This window comes from Pseudomonas sp. AM8, from assembly GCF_036346475.1.
GTDB lineage: Bacteria > Pseudomonadota > Gammaproteobacteria > Pseudomonadales > Pseudomonadaceae > Aquipseudomonas > Aquipseudomonas marginalis.
On the sequence record NZ_JAOTNX010000012.1, the window covers coordinates 293,595 to 312,066 of the forward strand.

Genomic DNA, 18,472 nt, shown 5'->3' on the forward strand with positions numbered 1-18,472 from the left:
AGGAATACTCTGGACATGACCAACAGACAGCTCAAACTGGGTGCCTTGACGATGGGCAGTGGCGGGCCGGGTCGCCATAACCTGTGGCTCGATCCTCAATTACCGGCCGACGCCAGCGTCAACGTCGATTGGTACATCGATATTGCGCGTCAGGCCGAGGCGGCGTTGTTCGACTTGATGTTTATCGTCGACAGCCAGTTCATCACACCGGGGTCGCCCTCCCATTATCTGAATCGGCTGGAACCGCTGACGCTGCTCTCGGCACTGGCTGTGAGCACACGCCATATAGGCTTGGTCGGTACGCTGACCACCTCTTACAACTCGCCCTACAATGTTGCGCGGCGCCTGGCTTCACTGGACCTGATCAGCAAAGGTCGTGCGGGATGGAACGTGGTGACCAGCGGCGATGCCGGCACGGCAGGCAACTACAGCCGGGACGAACACTACGATTACGACACGCGCTACGGCCGAGCGGCTGAACACGTCCAGGTTGTGCAGGGCTTGTGGAACTCCTACGAGGAAGATGCCTTCGTGCGCGACCGGGCGACCGGGCAGTTTCTCGACCCGAGCAAACTGCATCGCCTGAATCACCAGGGCGAGCACTTTTCGGTGGTCGGCCCGCTGAACATCCAACGCTCACCCCAAGGCCAGCCGGTGATATTCCAGGCCGGTGATTCACCGCAGGGGCGCGAGCTGGGTGCCGCCACCGCCGATGTGATCTTTACCCATGCCGCCAGTATCGAGCAGGGCCAGGCTTTCTACCGCGATATAAAGGGCAGGGCAGCACAAAGGGGGCGCGACCCGGAGCAGATACTGGTCATGCCTGGCGCTGAAATTTACGTCGGCGACACGGATGAGCACGCCCGTGAAATCGAGCAGCACTACCATCAGGTCGACCACAGCTTTGAACTCGCACTGAAGGAATTTGGACGTAACTTTGGCTGGCATGATTTCAGCCAGTACGACCTCGATGCGCCGTTTCCCCAGGCAAGCCTCGAGTCTGCGCGCAGCAGCTTTTTTACCGCAGCCAAACGGATTGCCGATCAGGCTCGCGAGAAAGGTTTCACGTTGCGCCAGGCCGTAGAGTTTGGTCGCCAACTGCGTCCCGGCGCATTCGTGGGCACTGCTGACACGGTCGCGCAGAAAATGGCCGACTGGTTCGAGGCCCGCGCCGTGGATGGCTTCAACATCTACATCGGGCACCCCGAGCAATTCAAGCGTTTTACCCAAGACGTCATACCGTTATTACAGGCCCGTGGCGTGTATCGCAAAGCGTATGAAGGGACGACCTTGCGCGAAAGCCTGGGGTTGCCGATTCCGCGCTTTGAGCGCCGCGGACAATGCCTCAACGCACTGGGCGCAGGAAACACGGTGGTTAAATCTTGAATTGCCTCAACAGGCCTTCCAGGCGATGACCGATGGCGTACAGCTCATCGACCGTGTGTACGCCGCTTTGGGTCTGGTCTGCGACGTTTTCAATCGCGCGGGCTATCTGGTGGACACTGCGATTGATGGCCTCTGCAACCGACGTCTGCTCTTGCGCGGCGCTGGCGATGTGCGCGTTCATGGTGTTGATGGTAACGATCAACTCGACCGCCTTGCCCAGCGACTGCCCGGCTTGTCCAGCGTGCAGGCTGACGCCATGACCTGCTGCGCCGGAGTGACTCATTGCAGTGACGACCTTGGTGGTGGCCTGGTCAAGGCGCTCGATCATCGCTTGAATTTCCTGGGTGCTGAGTTGCGTCCGGCTTGCCAGCGCGCGTACTTCGTCGGCAACCACGGCAAATCCGCGACCTGCATCCCCGGCCCGGGCGGCTTCGATCGCGGCGTTGAGTGCGAGAAGGTTGGTTTGCTCGGCGATCGAGCGGATTACATCCAGCACCGTGACAATGCCTGCTACATCGCCTTGCAGGCTTTTCAGCGAGGCGCCTCCCGCGGACAGGTCCTCGGTCAGGCTTCCCAACCGGGTGATGCTTTCATTGACGACCTGCCTGGCGTGCTGGGCCTGCACATCGGTTTCGCCCGCTGCCTCTGAAGCGCTCTGGGCACTGTTGGCGACCTCTTGCGCCGCAGATGACATCTGATTGATTGCTGCAGCGACTTGATCGGTTTCCTGGCGTTGCTGTTCCATGACCTGATCGATGCATTTGCTCTGTTCGGCCACCTGGGTCACGGATGTATTCAATTCTCTGGCCATGCCGACGATCTGGCCGACCAGCCCATGAATCTTATCGGCGAAGGCATTGAACGACACGGCCACCTGGCCGAACTCGTCGCGGCTGATGGGTAAGCGCCGTGTCAGATCGCCTTCGCCCGCGGCGATCTCATCGAGGTGCTCGCGAATCCGCGAGAGGGGACGCAGGCTGCTTTTAACCATTAACACTGCGAGCACACCGGTGATCCCGAGCGCAATCAAGGCAATGACGGTTATCCCGTAGACCAGGCTGCGCACACGCTGATGGATTTCCCCTCGTACTTGGGCAACCTGGCTTTCGATTCGGTCGAGATTGATCGCGGTGACCACGACCATGTCCCAAGCTGGCAGGTAAAAGCTGTAAGCCAGCTTGGGAGCGACTTTATCCGTATTGATCAGGGCCCCCGAATAGTTGACGAAGTGGCTGTCGTTCTTCGCTGCGGCAACCATTTCCCGATTCAGGTAAATCCCGTTCTTGTCTTTGCGGTCACTCATGTTGGTGCCGACGCCTTCACTGCTGTCACCACGAAACAGGCGCACGACCTGACTGTCGTAACCGATAAAATAGCCGTCGTCCCCATACTTCATTTTCGACAGTCGCGCGATCGCCAGCGCACGCGTTGCGGTGTCCCCCGTCTCGGCCTGCGCATACAGCTCCGCTACCGAGGTTCGGGCAAGGTTGGCGTAGTCTTTCAAGCGTTCCCGGCTTTCATCCAGCAGGCGTTTCCGGGTCGCCGTGACTTCCTGCTCGGCGCTCGACAGCAAGGTGGTGCTCGTTGTCAGCGCCAGCACCGTGGACAACAGCACCACCGGAGTCAGCACCAGCATCAGTACTTTGTTTTTAAACAGCATGCGTGGGGTTCCTCACCTGAATCTGTAGGAAAGCGGCCGCAAGGGCCGCGATCGTCGACTTACCAAAGGGCAATGTCATAGGTGAGGTAGAGGCGATTGCTGTCGCGGCCGCGGGAGAACTCAGAACGGTAGACATAGTTGCGCATGCGCACGCCCAGCCCTTTGAACGTGCCGGCTTGCACAACGTAAGCCAGCTCGGTATCACGCTCCCATTCCTTGACCGTGGTGGCGGACTTGCCGTCATTGCCGCTCAGGTAGCGCGTTGAGAAGGTCAGGCCGGGCACGCCGACGGCGGCGAAGTTGTAGCCATAGTTGAGCATCCAGGTCTTCTCGTCCTCCTCAATGAATTTGCCGATGCCAGCATTACTGAACGAGTAGACGGTTGCGCCGCTGATGTAGGGTAAACCGGCATCACCGCGAAGGGCCTGGTAGCCGCCACCGAGGGTATGGCCTGCAATCACGTAGGACAACTGGCCGCTGAACATGTCATTGTCGATTTTGCCTGCGTAGGCAGAGCCGCTATCAACGCTGTTGAAGTAGCGCAGGTCGCTGGTCAGCACGCCCCCGGCCAGCGGCAGGTCGTGCTGGATACCGGCGAAGTTCTGTCGGTAGAAGTGCTCGAGTTCCCCGTAGAAATAACTCAAGCGCAGGTTTTTGCCCCATTTGTACTCAGCCCCGGCGTAGTTGAAATCACCGGATTTTTCCCCGCTGTAGCCATCAGGCACGATCGGCACGCTGTTGGTGGAGTCGCGCAGTTTGAAACGGTCCAGATGCCCGCCGGTCACGGTCAGGTTCTCGATGTCGCTGCTGCTGACCTGGGTGCCCTGGTAGGTCTGGGGCAACAAGCGCGCATCGTTGTAAATCAGCACCGGCGTCTTGGGCAGCAAGGTGCCGTACTTGACCGTGGTTTTGGCGAACCTGGCTTTTGCCGTAGCGCCGGCGCTGGCAAACTCGCCGGCCGCCCGCCCGTCATCATGCACCGGCATGAGCCCGGTGCCGCTGCGCCCGCGCCCTGAATCGAGCTTTATCCCATAGAGCCCCAGGGCGTCCACGCCGAAGCCGAGGGTGCCCGCAGTAAATCCGGACTGATAGTCCAGCAGAAATCCCTGGGCCCACTCGGTACGTTCGCTTTTTGCCGTTCTGGCGGCTCGCGCACTCAAGCCGTGCTCGTCGCGGAAGTTCTCGTTGAAATACACATTGCGCAGTTGCAGCTTGAGTTTGCTGTCATCAATAAAACCTTCGGCGTTGGCCCCTGCGACGGGTACCAGGCCTAACGCGCAAAACAAAGCCCGACGGGTATACACATGGTTCATGGCAAATGACTCGTTGTTGTTATTTGGGGTGCAGGGCGACACGCGCCTCGTGAGTGAGGCGCGATGGAAGACAGCAAAGGTTATGGGTGAATCAGGTGAACAGGCTGATGGCCCCGGTCAACAAGGCCAGGGCGGTGACGACCAGGGAGGTCAGCACGGCCCATTTGACGGTGGCCTTCTGGAAGTCGCCGATATCGCGATCGACCATGCCCACCAGCAACAGGGTCGAGGCCACCAGCGGACTCATGAGGTGAACAGGCTGGCCCAGGATCGAGGCGCGGGCGATTTCGACCGGGTCGATGCCATAAGCGGCGGCGGCATTGGCCAGGATCGGCACCACGCCAAAATAGTAGGCGTCATTGGACAGTACAAAGGTCAGCGGCATGCTGGTGATCGCAACCACCAACGGAAACAGGTGGCCCCAGGATGGCGGGATCCAGTCGACAAGGGTCTGTGCCAGGGCATCCACCATCTTTGTACCGGAAAAGATCCCGGCAAAGATCCCGGCGGCAAATACCAGCAACACCACGGTCATGGCGTTGCCCGAGTGCGCCAGGATGCGTTCTTTCTGAATGTCCAATTGCGGGTAGTTGATCATCAGCGCGAGCACGAAGCCGATCAGGAACAGGATCGCGGAATGCATCAGCCCCATCACCAGTGCCACCATCACCGCGATCACCAGCACCAGATTGACATAGGCCAGCTTCGGACGTTTGTGGGGCGTGTCCTCGAGAATCGCATCGATGTAGCAATCGCCGCCGCCGCTTTGCAGTTGCACGTTGCCGATACGCTTGCGCTCTGCGCGACCCAGTATGAAGGCCGTGAAGATCACCCACAGGGCACCGCCGATCATGGTCGGCAGCAACGGCACGAAGTACTCGCCGGCATCCAGGCCCAGCGCGGCAATAGCCCGTGTCGCGGGGCCGCCCCAGGGCGTCATGCCACTCATGATGCTCAGCGACAGCATGGAGAGGGTCGCCAGGATCATCGGGTTCATGCCGATGCGTTTATACAGCGGCAGCATTGCGGCGCAGGTGATCATGTAGGTCGTTGTGCCGTCGCCGTCGAGCGCTACCAGCAACGACAGCAGGGCCGTGCCTACGGCGATCTTCATCGGGTCGCCATTGACCCTCTTCAGGATTTTGCGGATCAGCGGGTCGAACAGGCCTGCGTCGATCATCAGGCCGAAGAACAGGATCGCAAACAGCAGCAACGCGGCAGACGGGGCGACCATTTTCAGGCCGTCGAGCATCATCTTGCCGGTGGTGCCGCCAAAGCCGCCGATCACCGCGAAGACGATGGGAACCACGGTGAGCGCGACGATGGGCGACAAACGCTTTGTCATGATGAGATAGGTGAATACGACCACCATGGCCAAGCCAAGGAAAGCGAGCATAGGACGATTCTCTTGTTGTTATCGTAAAAATGGCTGACGCCGAGGCGCACGCGCCCTGACCCGCCGGGCGGCACAACGCGCCTGGCGGGGAGGGGGGGCAGTCAAGTCAGGGGGGAAGCGTTATCCGGTTGTCTCTAGACGCGTTTGGCGTCCTTCAGGTCGTCCCAGGCTTTTCCCGGTGCGGCAGAAGATTTTGCGTCGAGCATCCGGTTCAGCGTTTCGCGGTGGCAGGCATTTTCAGACATCGAAATCACCACCGTCGCTACCGCGTTACTGGCCAGGCTGGTCAGGGCGCGGGCTTCAGACATGAAGCGGTCAACGCCGATCAGCAATGCCAGGCCGGCCAATGGGATGTCGTGAATGACCGTCAGGGTCGAGGCCAGTGCCACGAACCCGCTGCCGGTAACCCCGGCGGCGCCTTTGGAGGACAGCAGCATGATCGCCAGCATGGTGATGATCTGCGTCAGGCTCAGATCAATGTTGCAGGCCTGGGCAATGAAAATCGCCGCCAACGACAGGTAGATGGCCGTGCCGTCCAGGTTGAACGAGTAGCCGGTGGGCAGTACCAGGCCGACGACGCCTTTTTTGCAACCCAGTGCCTCGAGTTTCTCCAGCATGCGCGGCATCACCGGTTCCGTGGAGGAGGTGCCGAGTACCACCAGGAACTCTTCCCGAAAGTAGCGCAGCAGCTTCCACAGGCTGAAGCCGTTGGCGCGGCAAATGCTGCCCAGTACCACGAACACGAAAAAGCCGCAGGCGATGTACAAGGTCATGATCAACTTCGCCAGCGAACCCAGCGAGGTGATGCCGTACTGGCCGACAGTGAACGCCAAGGCCCCGAAAGCGCCGACCGGTGCAAAACGCATCAGGTAGGAAAAGATCTTGAAGACCATTTGCGAGGCGGATTCGAGCACGTCGAGTACCGGTTTGCCACGCTCGCCCAGCGACGACAAGGCAAAGCCGGACAACACCGCGATAAACAGCACCGGCAACACTTCACCTTTACTGAAGGCGCCGATAAACGTCTCGGGAATGATGTGCATGAAAAACTCCACCACCCCAAGCTTTGCGGCCGACTCCGTGTACTGGGCCAATCCTTTGGTGCTCAGCTGGCTGGGATCGATGTTCATGCCGACGCCCGGCTGGAACACGTACACCGCGACCAGGCCAATCACCAGGCTGATCACCGTGAGGACGAAGAACAACAGCATGGTTTTGCCCAGCAGGCGCCCGAGGGAGCGCTTGTCGCTCATCCCGGCGATGCCGGTGACGATGGTGCAGAACACCACGGGCGCAATCATCATCTTGATCAGTTTGATGAACGCGTCACCCAGGGGCTTGAGTGCAATGGCCTGCTGGGCCCAGAAATGCCCGACCACGATGCCGAGCGCCACGGCGCAGAGGATCTGGAAGTAGAGCGATTTAACAACTTTCATGGCATCACCCATTTTTAGAATTGTGCGGATGCAAAAATGCCAACGACTATCGGAATTTATCCGGCAAGGCGCTGCGAGTCAGTGGCGTAGACGTAGCCGGAGAAAAGCCTGCGGGCGGTGCGTACGACTGAGGCCTGAATTGTCTCACCGTTGACGCCGGTGTAGGACAATACGACATCAATTCCGCCGCTCGGGTGTTCGATCCGCACCGCTTCAAGGCGCGGCGTACTGATCCCGCCGAGCATCTGCGCAACGATGCTGCCTTCGATCACGCACGCAGTGGCCAAACCAATCGAGCCGGTAATGGCGAGCGCGCGGTGGCAGTTGTGCGGCATGAAGTAACGAACCTGGATCGTGCCGCCCGCTTTCGCGGGCGAAACCAGTACCGGCTTGGGAATCACTTTGTCGCTGACATCGCCCAGGCCCATGGCCAGGCCGGCCTGAAGCCGCAGTGTCTCGAGGCGTCGCAGGAATTCCTTATCGGCGTCCAGTTCCGCCGGGCTCTCATCGCCGCGCTTGCCCAGTTGGCTGGCTTCGACAAGCACCATGGGCATCGCCATGTCGATACAGGTCACCGCAATGCCATCGATCACGTCCTGCGTGTTGCCGGTGGGGAAGAGCTTGCCTGTCTTGCTGCCGGCTGCATCGAGGAACGTCAGTTGCACCGGTGCCGCCGTACCGGGCACGCCATCAATGGCGGTATCGCCCTCGTAACTGACTTTGCCATCCGGCGTGTACACGTCGGAGTGAATAAAGGTGCCGGTGTTTACGTTGCGAATACGCACACGGGTGCGCTCCGGGGTGCCTTTGACCAGACCCTGCTCGACGGCGAACGGGCCCACCGCGCACAGCATGTTGCCGCAGTTGGGGGCGCTGTCGACCCTGCGTTGTGAAACCATCACTTGAACGAACAGGTAATCAACGTCCGCATCCGGGTGCAGCGAAGGGCTGACAATCGCAACCTTGCTGGTTTGCGGGCTGCCACCGCCGATGCCGTCGATCTCCAGTTCATGACCGGAGCCCATCAGGTTAAGCAGCAGTTCGTCGCGGGCCTCAACGGCGGCGGGCAAATCCCAGTCGAGAAAAACCGGACCTTTCGAGGTGCCGCCGCGCATCAGCACACAGGGAATTCTTTGCATGATACTGACTCTTGTTGATCAATCGGTGTAATTGATGTTCTTGGAGCAAGAGTCTCAAGCTTTAAAAAATGTTTCAAATGCAAAGATTGAAGAGATTATTGCGTTTTGCGAATGATAAATTTACGCTGAGTTTCCTTTTGACGCCTTGTGCGGGTGAGATTAGACATGGAATATGAGCTGAATGACATTCGATCCTTCGTGAAAATCGCTGAACTTGGCAGTTTTCACGAAGCAGCCGATGCCTTGCACCTGTCTCAGCCGGCACTCAGTCGCCGAATTAAAAAACTGGAAGAGGGGTTGGGCACCTCGTTGCTGGATCGCACCACGCGTAAGGTCAGCCTCACGAGTGTCGGTCGTGACTTTCTGCCCAAGGCACGTCGGTTGCTGGATGACTTCGATGAGTCGATTCTCAATATTCGCGAGCTGGCCGAACGCCAGATTGGCCGGGTAACCCTGGCGTGTATCCCTACTGCGGCTTTCTATTTCCTGCCATCAGTCATTCGCCTGTACAACGAGCGCTACCCAAAAATCCGCATCCGCCTGCTGGACTTGAGCGCCAATGAGGGGCTTGAAGCGGTGCTGCGGGGGGAGGCCGACTTCGGGATCAACATGATGAGTGGGCAGCATCCGGACATTGAGTTCGTGCCCCTGGTCAGCGAGCCTTTCGTATTGGCGTGCAGGCGTGATCATGAATTGGCTGGACGCAGTTCGGTCACCTGGTCCGAATTGAGCGATTACCGCCTGATCGGGGTAGGGCGCCTGAGCGGCAACCGCATGTTGCTCGATCACGCGCTGTCGGGCTTGAGTTGGCGGCCGCAATGGTTCTACGAGGTCCAGCACCTCTCGACTTCGCTGGGCCTGGTGGAGGCCGGCCTGGGGGTTTCGGCGATGCCGAGCCTGGCCATGCCGGCTGAAGATCATCCAACCTTGGTCAGCGTCCCGTTGATCGAGCCGGTTGTGAACCGCTCCTTGGGCCTGGTTTACCGCCGGGGAGCATCGCTTTCGCCGGCGGCGGAAAAATTCGTCTCGATACTGCTTGAACAGTGGCCTCAATGAGCCATACGGCTGGTTTTTTTCTCAAACACGCCGCGGCTCGTCCTCGACAATCTTGCGCATCAGGCTCAGGTAGCGACTCGCTGCCAGCCCCAGGGGACGGTTCTTTACCCAGATGATATCGACCCATAGCCGCATCTGACTCGGCATGTTGTCAAACACCACCTCCGTCAATGCGCCCGAACTGATCAGAGGTTGTACCAACGGCTGTGGAAGATAAGCCCAGCCCAATCCTTGCTGGACCAGATCCAGCGTTGCCAGGTAATTGTCGCTGTGCCAAATCCGCCGTGACAGCACAACACGTGGATCAGAGTCTGTAGGCCCTCCAGTAGCCACGATGATCTGCCGGACGTTGACCAGTTGCTCTTCACTCAAGGGGCTTTTCTTGCCGGCTGCCGCAGGATGATCCGGAGAGGCAACGGCTACCAACAATTGGCTCCCCGCTTCAAGAAACGTCTCCCGCTCGTCAAGCCCTGGTCGTTCAAATCCAAGGGCCAATTGCACACGCCCTTCATGGAGCATGCGCATCGCCTCCGGATGGGACGCGGAGCGAATCTCGATTTCAAGCGTGGGAAACTCCCTGGCGATAATGGACAGCGGACGATTCCATACGCCTGTCTGCAACTCCGGCGCCATCGCAAGGACCAAGCGCTCCTCCAACCCCTGATGAAGCTGGAGCGCATGGGCGTCCAGCAAGTTTAACTGGCTGGCGACCTGTCGAGCCTGGGGCTCCAGCGCTTTGGCGGCTGCCGTAGGAATGGCTTTGCGGGTTGATCGGTCAAAAAGCAATAAATCCAGCTCGGCTTCAAGCTGCGACACCGCCATGTTGATGGCCGAGGGTACCCGCCCCAATTTGCGTGCGGCGGCAGAGAAGGAGCCGCTGTCGACAACCGCAAGGAAAACTTTCAGTGACTCACTGGTGAACGCCATGGCAGTTGTCAGATTTTCTGATGATGATCGTCTTTATTTATCAGGTTTATTAGCCTAATTTCCACTTCTATTCCAAATTAAGTACGTGGGGAACACCATGTTAAATACTGATTTGAAGGGGCACGTGGCACTTGTCAGTGGTGCCGGCAGTGAAGCGGGTATTGGCATGGCGATCGCTCGCAGGCTAGGTGCAGCGGGTGCGAGATTGATCATCACCGCCAGTAGCCGCCGCATCGAGGAACGCGTTAAAGAGCTGCTCGCAGAAGGGTTTGAAGTTGAGGGCAGGGCGGTTGACCTCACCGATGAACGTCAGGTGCGTGAATTCGGCCTCTGGGCGGTGTCGGTCTGGGGGCGGGTCGATATTCTGGTGAATAATGCCGGTATGGCCATGCAAGGCAGCCCTGAGGTTTTCTCGGAGTTGGCGAGTATGGAACTGCATGAGTGGAATCTTTCACTGGCCAGAAACTTAACCACCGCTTTTCTTCTGACGCGGGCTGTTTTGCCCGCTATGAGGGCGCGAAATTACGGGCGCATTGTCAATATCAGTTCCACCACGGGCACCCGCGGGAGCAACCCGGGCGAAGCCGCTTATAGCGCTGCCAAAGCCGCGATGGTGGGCATGAACATGGGACTGGCACTTGAAGTCGCCAAGCACGGGATTACCGTCAACAGCGTGGCGCCCGGATGGATCACCACGGGCTCAACCACGCCGGTTGAAGCAGAGGCGGGGCGCTTTACCCCGATCGGGCGGGCGGGCAGTCCCCAGGAAGTGGCGGCGGCGGTTGCATTTCTGGCGTCTCCAGAATCCAGTTACATCACCGGGGAAGTTATCGTGGTCGATGGCGGTAATTGCCTGGTCGAGAATAAAGCCCCTCAATCCGGTTAATGACGTTTGAACGAACATCTGCGCGATATATCAAGGCTATATGTCAGCTGACAATGTAAATAGTTAAAGCCAACACCCACGTTATAAGTTCGCGGAGCGATATTCACCCAATATTCGGGAGCTGATGTTGCACCTGGAGAATGATGGGGTATGGCTTATCTATACGGCAACGAAGTTTAACTAATGTGATACTTAACAAAGGGCTCTAGTCATGTCGAACAGTGGAGTTTGTGAATCAGCGATTGCTGCCTTTACCGCAGCCGAGCGTGCCCGGTTTATAGAAAACAACCCAACGTCGATGGCGCTGGCCAAGCGTGCCAAGGCGGCGCTGTTCAACGGTGTGCCCATGCACTGGATGAGCGATTGGTCGATGCCTTCGCCGCTCTTTGTCCAGCGTGCCAAAGGTGCCCGCTTCACCGACGTCGACGGTCATGACTACATAGACTTTTGCCTCGGCGACACCGGCACGATGTTTGGCCATTCACCTGATCCTATCGCCCGCGCCATAGCCGAGCAGGCGAACAATGGCTTGACCACGATGCTGCCCGGCGAAGATGCGGTGGTCTGCGCAGAGTTGCTGGCCCAGCGGTTTGAGCTGCCTTATTGGCAAGTTACCGCCAACGCTACCGACGCCAATCGTTATGTGCTGCGCTGGGCGCGCGCTATCACCCAGCGCAATGTTCTACTGGTGTTCGACGGCTGTTATCACGGCACCGTGGATGACGTGATGGTCCGGTACCGAGAGGGCAAGACCGTGCACCGTTCGGGCCTGGTGGGGCAAGCCTACGACTTGACCCAATACAGTCGATCCATTCCCTTCAACGATGTTGCTGCACTGGAGGCTGCTTTAGCTCAGGGCGACGTGTGCGCGCTGATGTGCGAGCCGGCGATGACCAATATAGGCATGGTCCTGCCCGATCCGGGGTTCATGCAACAGTGCCGCGAGCTGACGCGAAAATACGGCAGCCTGTTGGTCATTGATGAGACCCACACTATTTCTACCGGCATCGGTGGATGCACGCGCCAATGGGATTTGAAGCCCGACTTTTTCGTAGTGGGGAAACCCATCGCCGGTGGCGTGCCTTGCGCAGTCTTTGGCATGACCGAGCACGTTGCGTTGGCCATGCACGATGCGCAGAAAAGCATCAGCGAAGCGAGCGGCGGGCATGGCCACAGTGGCATGGGAACGACCTTGTCCGCCAACGCACTGGCGATGCGCTGCATGCGCGTCAGTCTCGAAGAGGTCATGACCGAGTCTGCGTACCAGCACATGTTGCCCCTGGCCTCAAGACTGGCCCAGGGATTTCGAGCGTTGTTCAAGCGGCACCAATTGAACTGGTCGGTAACCGAGTTGGGGGCTCGTTGTGAATTTCAATTCTGTGCCACACCGCCAAGAACAGGTGCCCAAGCCGAGGCGGCTTTTCATGACAGCCTTCAAATGGCGCTGCACCTCTATCTGATCAATCGCGGGATCCTGATCACGCCTTTTCACAACATGACCCTGTGCTGTCCGCAAACAAGTGAAGGGGATGTCGACAGGCTGATCGGTGAGTTGGATAACGCGCTGACCACGCTGCTTGCCCTATCTGGAGCGCGGGTTATCTCTTCATAAGTTCCATTGTTCTTGAATACTGTCCAGTCGCTTGAATAAGCGCCGAGAGGTTTGATATGCAATTTGCTGATAAAAAAGAGGCCGAAGATTATCTGGCCGCCCACCCTGAAGTGCTGAGCATCGAGTTGTTCCTTATTGACGCGAATGGTGTTCCGCGAGGAAAGCTGCTGCATCGCGACGAACTGTTGGCGATCTACGCAAACGGTCGGCCGCTGCCAAGCTCCATTCTCGCCTTGACCGTGCAGGGTGAAGACGTCGAAGACACGGGCCTGGTCTGGGATGTCGCCGATGCCGATTGTTGGACATACCCCTTGGCGGGAAGCCTGACCCTGCAACCCTGGCGCACCAACCCCACCGGTCAGGTGCAGGTGAGCATGCACCCGACCCAAGGTATTCCCGCCGCACCGGCGGACCCGCGACACGTACTGGTGCATGTCATTGACCGACTGAAAGCCGATGGTTTCCACCCGGTAATGGCCGTTGAACTGGAGTTTTACTTGCTGGACCAGCAACGCGATGCCAACGGTCGGCCGCAGCCGGCATTGCAGTCAAACGGCGTCCGTCCTCGGGCGCCGCAGGTGTATGGCCTATACGAGTTAGAACAGCTGCAACCTTTTCTTGATGACCTCTACGCTGCGTGCGCGCTACAGGGCCTGCCAGTCAGGACGGCCATCTCCGAGTACGCTCCAGGCCAAGTCGAGTTGACCCTGGAACATCGTTTCGACGCACTCCAGGCTATTGATGAAGGCGTACGCTACAAACGCCTGGTCAAAGGTGTCGCCAACAAACATGGGCTACAAGCGTGCTTCATGGCCAAGCCGTTCAGTGACCAGGCCGGGAGTGGCATGCATTTGCACGTCAGCCTGGCCGACGAGGAGGGTAACAACCTGTATGCGAGCGAAGACCCACAGGGTACGCCACTGTTGCGTCACTCAATTGGCGGGATGATGGCGACCTTGTTTGACTCACTGGCGATATTTTGCCCCCATGCCAATTCATATCGCCGGTTCCAGACCGGCAGTTACGCGCCGTTGGCCAAAAGTTGGGGCGTCAACAATCGTACGGTGTCGTTCCGCGTGCCCGGTGGCCCTGCACTAAGTCGACATATCGAACACCGCATTTGCGGGGCCGACGCCAACCCGTATCTTGCCGCCGCCGCATTACTCGCGGGGATTCACTACGGCATCACCCATCAAAGCGATCCCGGCCCGGCGATCGTGGGAAATGGCTATGAGCAGGCGACCGATTTTCTACCCACCGACTGGCTGACCGCGTTGCAGGCCTTGCAGGATTCAACGTGGGCACGCGAGGCGCTGGGCGCCGAATTCCTAAAGGTGTATCTGGCGATCAAATGGCGCGAGTTCCGTCACTTCAACGCTGAGGTCGGGGAGCAGGACTGGCGCTGGTACCTCACTCACGCATGACTGATGGGCGATAACCGATGCTCATCAGCGGTTGTCAGCGTGGATTTGGGACCCGTGAGCCGAAACAAGGGTAGAGTGTTCATCACTTTCTGTTCATAAGGGCCTTCGCGTAGTCGCACTGAGCGGTTCCAGCGTCCGGACAGGGCAAAAAAACGGTATATCAATTGTTAAGTGAAGAATGAATCGTCCGCTGTTTGTTTCTCTGGATGGGCCCAAGGGCACCGGCAAAACCACGCTGTTGGAGGCCGTTACGAAAGCACTGAGGGCAGACAACAAAAAAGTAATCCGGCTTTGCGAGAGAAAAAGCGATCCCTACCGGGAGGGAACAATGGCGCTTGTTAACCAGCTCGTCAGAAGTCCCTCCCGGGAGCTGGAGCTGCGGGTGTGTGAACGCTTTGCTGACAGCCGTGCCTGGATTTCCCGGCAGGTGCTGGCTAAACAGCCACCAGGCAGCATCATCCTGATCGATCGCTGGTACCCGTCGGATGCCGCGTTTCGCCGGATAATTCCGTTTGCAGAGATCCTGCAATTGAACATTGATCGAAACGTGCGAGTGCCAGACCTGCATGTCGGGATTGTCACCGCCCCTGAGATTTCATGGGCGAGGGCAGCTGCGCGACGGCGTGGGCTGAGCAGCACGGTGATCCATAAGCTGGAAGAACATAGCGCGTGTACCCAGGCATTCGAGCGAGCGATTGCAGATCACGGTTGGGTTGTATGCCGTAATGAAGGCACGATCGAGGACACAACGATGCAGGTGGTGTCCGCGATCTATAGAGTCCTTGCTTACGCGTCCCCGGCAGTCATTCTACGGGCCCCGACCTCCATCGATTCCTTGTGCTATCCAGGCTTCTAATGCCTCGGCGCTCATAGGCTTGGCTATCAAATAACCCTGTGCTTCGGAACATCCCCACTGAATTAACAGGTCCAGGATTTCTTGATTTTCTACGCCTTCTGCAACCACCCGGTAGCCGAGCCCCTTAGCCAGTCCGATCAGGGTTTTAACCAGTTGCTTGTCATTTTGATTGCTGCCCAGCCCACTGATCAGAGATTGGTCAAGCTTGACGGTATTAGCCGGGAGCTCCTTCAAATAAGCCCAGTTGCTGTAGCCGGTGCCAAAGTCATCAACAGCAACCTCTACGCCAAACTTACGGACACGCTCCAGTTGCCGGATGACTTCTTCAGGGTTGGTCATGAGCATGCTTTCGGTAAACTCAAGTTCAAAGCCAGCGGGGTCCAGGCCGTGCTGTTGAATCTCATGGATCATCGCGTCGACGAATTCGGCGCTTTCAAGATCGCTGACGGTAATGTTCATCGCTATCCGCAGGCGCACACCTTGCGCTTTCCAAATAACCGCTTGCCGGATGATTGCGTTGAGCACCCACAATCCAACAGAGGGTATGAGTGCGGTTTTTTCAGCCAAGGGTATGAATTCAGCAGGGCTGATGGGCCCCAGTAAAGGATGTGTCCAACGCAATAGTGCTTCTACTGAATGACACCATCCTGAGGGCAGTTTGATTTTTGGCTGGTACACCAGGCTAAACTGTTTGTCGGCGCTGACCGCCTCCGGCAACGAACTCAACAACATGAACGCCCGTTGTTGAGCCGCATCAAAATGGGGTTCATAGCGCGACCATCCCAGCCTGCGGTCACGCGCCTCATCCGCAGCGCTGACCACCAGGCGAAGCCAGTCTTGCTGGAGCCCTGAGCTATGAATAGGCAGGACGCCAATCCCGACTTGCATGAGTATGGGGATGGCGTGGCATTCGACAGGCTTTTTGAAGTCCTTGAGGATGTTTTCACAAATGTGCTCGGCCGTTTGATCCTCCTCAAGGAGAAAACCAAACCGCGTCGGGCTAATTTTATAAAGTAGACACTGTGGCGGTAATAGCTTTTGTAGGCGCGCTTTGATTGCCAGGACCAAGTCCGTGGCAAAACTGTAGCCCAGCGCCTTCACGATATCGTTGAGGAACTTTGGCGAGATGATGTCAATCGCATACGCTTGGCACGCGCTGTGGGTCTTGAGCGCTTGGCGTATATCCTCCTCAAACCGGAGTCGATTAAATAACCCTGTGGGTTGGTCGACGAAGTTTCGAGCGCGCATGCTGTGGATGCGCATCATCACCAGTTCAGCAAAACCGCTGAGCATCGCGCTATCACGCTCACTCATAGCGGCGCGTGAGACTGTATCAATGATGCACAGGCTTCCCAGCGTAAAACCCTCTTCGGTAATCAGTGGGGTGCCTGTGTAATAACGAATATACGGAGGCCCCGTTACCAGGGAATTGTCTTTAAAACGGGGATCAAGCGTCGCGTCCAATACCTCCAGCGGGGCGTTATCCAGCGTCGAGTAAGCGCAGAAGGACACTTCTCGTGGTGTCTGCGTCTCTTTAAGCCCTACGCGCGCCTTGAACCATTGCTGATGCTCATCGACGATCGAGATCAGCGCTATGGGTGCGTTGAAGTAAGCAGAAGCCATCTCGACGATTTTATCGAAGACAGTATCGTACTCGCTGTCAGCTGGACAAAATTTCGCGACCTCTTTAAGCCGTTCAATTTCATTCGGCGGAATAGGAGCGCCTGCGCCCATGACAATCCTCGGAGTGGCTGTGTTTATGTGCACGGTATCAGACAGTGCCATCATTATGATGTTGTTTTTTCTATTCCTCTGATAGCTCAGCGGTATGCAGGCAGGCGGCCTCTCCTGTGTTGCCGGGAGAGGCGCGTGTTTGGACTCAGCACTGTCTAGTATTGCAGCAACAGAGCGGCCGGTGATGCTCGGTTGATAATATGCATATGCTCTTTTAGTCGTTGATTCTTAACCGGTTTCACTTTCAACTGGCTTCTTTTTGACAGGTGAGCGTTGATGTCCGAGCGGTGTGATGTAGTGGTATTGGGGTTGGGGGCCATGGGGGCCGCTACGGTGTATCAGTTGGCGAAGGCGGGTGCGAATGTTGTGGGTATCGACCGCCATCACCCACCTCACAACCTGGGCTCCAGCCATGGCGATACGCGTATTACCCGGCTTTCGGTGGGTGAGGGCGCGCAGTACGTTCCCATTGTGCGCAATTCCCACCGCATCTGGCGCGAGCTTGAGCAATTGTCAGGGGAGTCGCTGTTCGAACAGTCGGGTCTATTGGTTCTGACTTCGAGTCCCGAGTTTGACCCCAACGATAAAACCGACTTCACATTGCGCACCATCGGCCTAGCACAGGCCTATGGTATCGAGCACGACGTTTTATCCGCCGAACAGATTCGCCAGCGCTTTCCACAATTTGCCAACGTACACGACACTGCCATCGGCTATTTCGAGCCAGGTGGAGGTTTTGTACGTCCTGAACGTTGCATTGATGTGCAGCTCAAGTTGGCCGAGCAACACGGAGCAATCCTCTACAAAGGCGAAACCGTCACAGGGATTAGCTCGAATGAGCAGGGAGTCCATGTCACTACGAATCTGCGCACGCTCTTTGCAAATAAGCTTGTGATTAGCGCCGGCAACTGGAGCGGCGGTTTGCTGGGCGAGCCGTTTGACAGCCTGCTCAGCGTCTACCGGCAGAAGCTGTTCTGGTTCGGGCTGGAGGAGGGCGCCGAGTGGGTGAATCACTCACCGACGTTTATCCTCACTCATGGCCGTGGCGACGACAAAATCAACTACGGCTTTCCCGCATTACACGGCGAGGGCAGCCTGAAAATCGCCACCGCGCAATACCACACTACTTCGTTGCCGCAAACAATGGATCGTACGGTCTCGTCGGCGGAAGAGCGGGACATGTATGAGCACCAGGTGCGCGGCCGCATCGTCGGTGTGACCTCGAACGTGGTCAAGTCTGCTGTCTGCGCCTACACCGTGACGCCGGATCGCCATTTCATTATCGATGAGCATCCGTCGTGGCAGCACACCTTGGTGGTGTCCGCCTGTTCCGGTCACGGCTTCAAACATTCCGCCGCGTTGGGCGAGGCGTTTGCACAGTGGTGCATACGCGGTTCGACCGACTTGGATCTCTCGTCTTTCTCCCTTAAACGCTTCGAGCGCTATCATGGCGATACCTGAGTTACATCCAGTGGCTGCATGAAATTAAGGGTGAAGTCCGCGACGTGAAGCCGGATTCACGGTGCCGAGTACGTAAGCGTTCCGGGAACACACCCCATGAATCTTGATTCACTGAGAAGTATGTTCATAAGTAGGCGACGAGAGCTGGAAGTGGCTGAGCCTGACATATGATTTAACATAATATAC

At 57.7% G+C, this 18,472-nt stretch carries 14 protein-coding genes and 1 pseudogene; 7 read left to right on the forward strand and 8 right to left on the reverse strand.

From position 1 onward, the window contains the following. The first annotated feature begins 15 nt into the window (after nt 1-15). On the forward strand, nt 16-1,386 hold the full coding sequence (locus V3W40_RS26455) for an LLM class flavin-dependent oxidoreductase (protein ID WP_330215934.1): 1,371 nt from the start codon (nt 16-18) through the stop codon (nt 1,384-1,386). On the opposite strand, the gene V3W40_RS34915 is transcribed toward V3W40_RS26455, so the two are convergent. The 6 genes and pseudogenes from V3W40_RS34915 to V3W40_RS26480 all read right to left on the reverse strand — a co-directional run bounded on the left by V3W40_RS34915 (nt 1,376) and on the right by V3W40_RS26480 (nt 8,330). Beyond that, nucleotides 1,376-2,197 (reverse strand): methyl-accepting chemotaxis protein, encoded by an 822-nt coding sequence (locus V3W40_RS34915; protein WP_442962868.1) that lies wholly within the window; start codon nt 2,195-2,197, stop codon nt 1,376-1,378. The genes V3W40_RS26455 and V3W40_RS34915 overlap by 11 nt on opposite strands. A 36-nt stretch (nt 2,198-2,233) precedes the next feature. Next, nucleotides 2,234-3,046 (reverse strand): annotated as a pseudogene (locus tag V3W40_RS34920) (cache domain-containing protein); the annotation flags it as partial. Nucleotides 3,047-3,105: 59 nt separating this feature from the next. Continuing rightward, nucleotides 3,106-4,359 carry an OprD family porin gene (locus V3W40_RS26465; RefSeq protein WP_330215936.1) on the reverse strand — a complete coding sequence of 418 codons (1,254 nt, stop codon included), beginning with the start codon at nt 4,357-4,359 and terminating at the stop codon, nt 3,106-3,108. 91 nt (nt 4,360-4,450) lie between these two features. Continuing rightward, nucleotides 4,451-5,755, reverse strand: a complete 1,305-nt coding sequence (locus V3W40_RS26470) for a CitMHS family transporter (RefSeq protein ID WP_065927555.1) — start codon at nt 5,753-5,755, stop codon at nt 4,451-4,453. Between the two features lie 134 nt (nt 5,756-5,889). Next, nucleotides 5,890-7,203, reverse strand: coding sequence for a dicarboxylate/amino acid:cation symporter (locus V3W40_RS26475; RefSeq protein WP_330215937.1), 1,314 nt, complete (start codon nt 7,201-7,203; stop codon nt 5,890-5,892). A 44-nt stretch (nt 7,204-7,247) separates the two neighbouring features. After that, the gene (locus V3W40_RS26480) at nt 7,248-8,330 is read right to left on the reverse strand and encodes a 4-oxalomesaconate tautomerase (RefSeq protein WP_065941473.1); all 1,083 of its coding nucleotides are present in this window, start codon (nt 8,328-8,330) and stop codon (nt 7,248-7,250) included. 165 nt (nt 8,331-8,495) lie between these two features. Here V3W40_RS26480 and V3W40_RS26485 point away from each other — a divergent pair, with 165 nt between their 5' ends. Further along, nucleotides 8,496-9,386 carry a LysR family transcriptional regulator gene (locus tag V3W40_RS26485; protein WP_027605835.1) on the forward strand — a complete coding sequence of 297 codons (891 nt, stop codon included), beginning with the start codon at nt 8,496-8,498 and terminating at the stop codon, nt 9,384-9,386. A gap of 21 nt (nt 9,387-9,407) precedes the next feature. Here V3W40_RS26485 and V3W40_RS26490 read toward each other — a convergent pair whose 3' ends face one another. Continuing rightward, nucleotides 9,408-10,313: a LysR family transcriptional regulator gene (locus V3W40_RS26490; RefSeq protein WP_027605836.1), complete on the reverse strand. Its 906-nt coding sequence runs from the start codon at nt 10,311-10,313 to the stop codon at nt 9,408-9,410. 97 nt (nt 10,314-10,410) lie between these two features. On the opposite strand from V3W40_RS26490, the gene V3W40_RS26495 reads away from it, so the two are divergent. The 4 genes from V3W40_RS26495 (at nt 10,411) to V3W40_RS26510 (ending at nt 15,091) form a co-directional block, all read left to right on the forward strand. Continuing rightward, nucleotides 10,411-11,199, forward strand: a complete 789-nt coding sequence (locus V3W40_RS26495) for an SDR family NAD(P)-dependent oxidoreductase (RefSeq protein WP_330215938.1) — start codon at nt 10,411-10,413, stop codon at nt 11,197-11,199. Between the two features lie 211 nt (nt 11,200-11,410). Then, complete coding sequence (locus V3W40_RS26500) at nt 11,411-12,811, forward strand: aspartate aminotransferase family protein (RefSeq protein WP_330215939.1); 1,401 nt, start codon at nt 11,411-11,413, stop codon at nt 12,809-12,811. Between the two features lie 56 nt (nt 12,812-12,867). Next, on the forward strand, nt 12,868-14,235 hold the full coding sequence (locus V3W40_RS26505) for a glutamine synthetase family protein (RefSeq protein WP_330215940.1): 1,368 nt from the start codon (nt 12,868-12,870) through the stop codon (nt 14,233-14,235). Between the two features lie 178 nt (nt 14,236-14,413). Continuing rightward, nucleotides 14,414-15,091: a dTMP kinase gene (locus tag V3W40_RS26510; protein WP_330215941.1), complete on the forward strand. Its 678-nt coding sequence runs from the start codon at nt 14,414-14,416 to the stop codon at nt 15,089-15,091. Here V3W40_RS26510 and V3W40_RS26515 read toward each other — a convergent pair. Then, entirely contained in the window at nt 15,044-16,825 is a 1,782-nt protein-coding gene (locus tag V3W40_RS26515) for a sensor domain-containing phosphodiesterase (protein ID WP_330215942.1), read from the reverse strand. The genes V3W40_RS26510 and V3W40_RS26515 overlap by 48 nt on opposite strands. Before the next feature lie 276 nt (nt 16,826-17,101). On the opposite strand from V3W40_RS26515, the gene solA reads away from it, so the two are divergent. After that, entirely contained in the window at nt 17,102-18,286 is a 1,185-nt protein-coding gene (gene solA / locus V3W40_RS26520) for an N-methyl-L-tryptophan oxidase (RefSeq protein WP_330215943.1), read from the forward strand. Nucleotides 18,287-18,472: the final 186 nt, after the last annotated feature.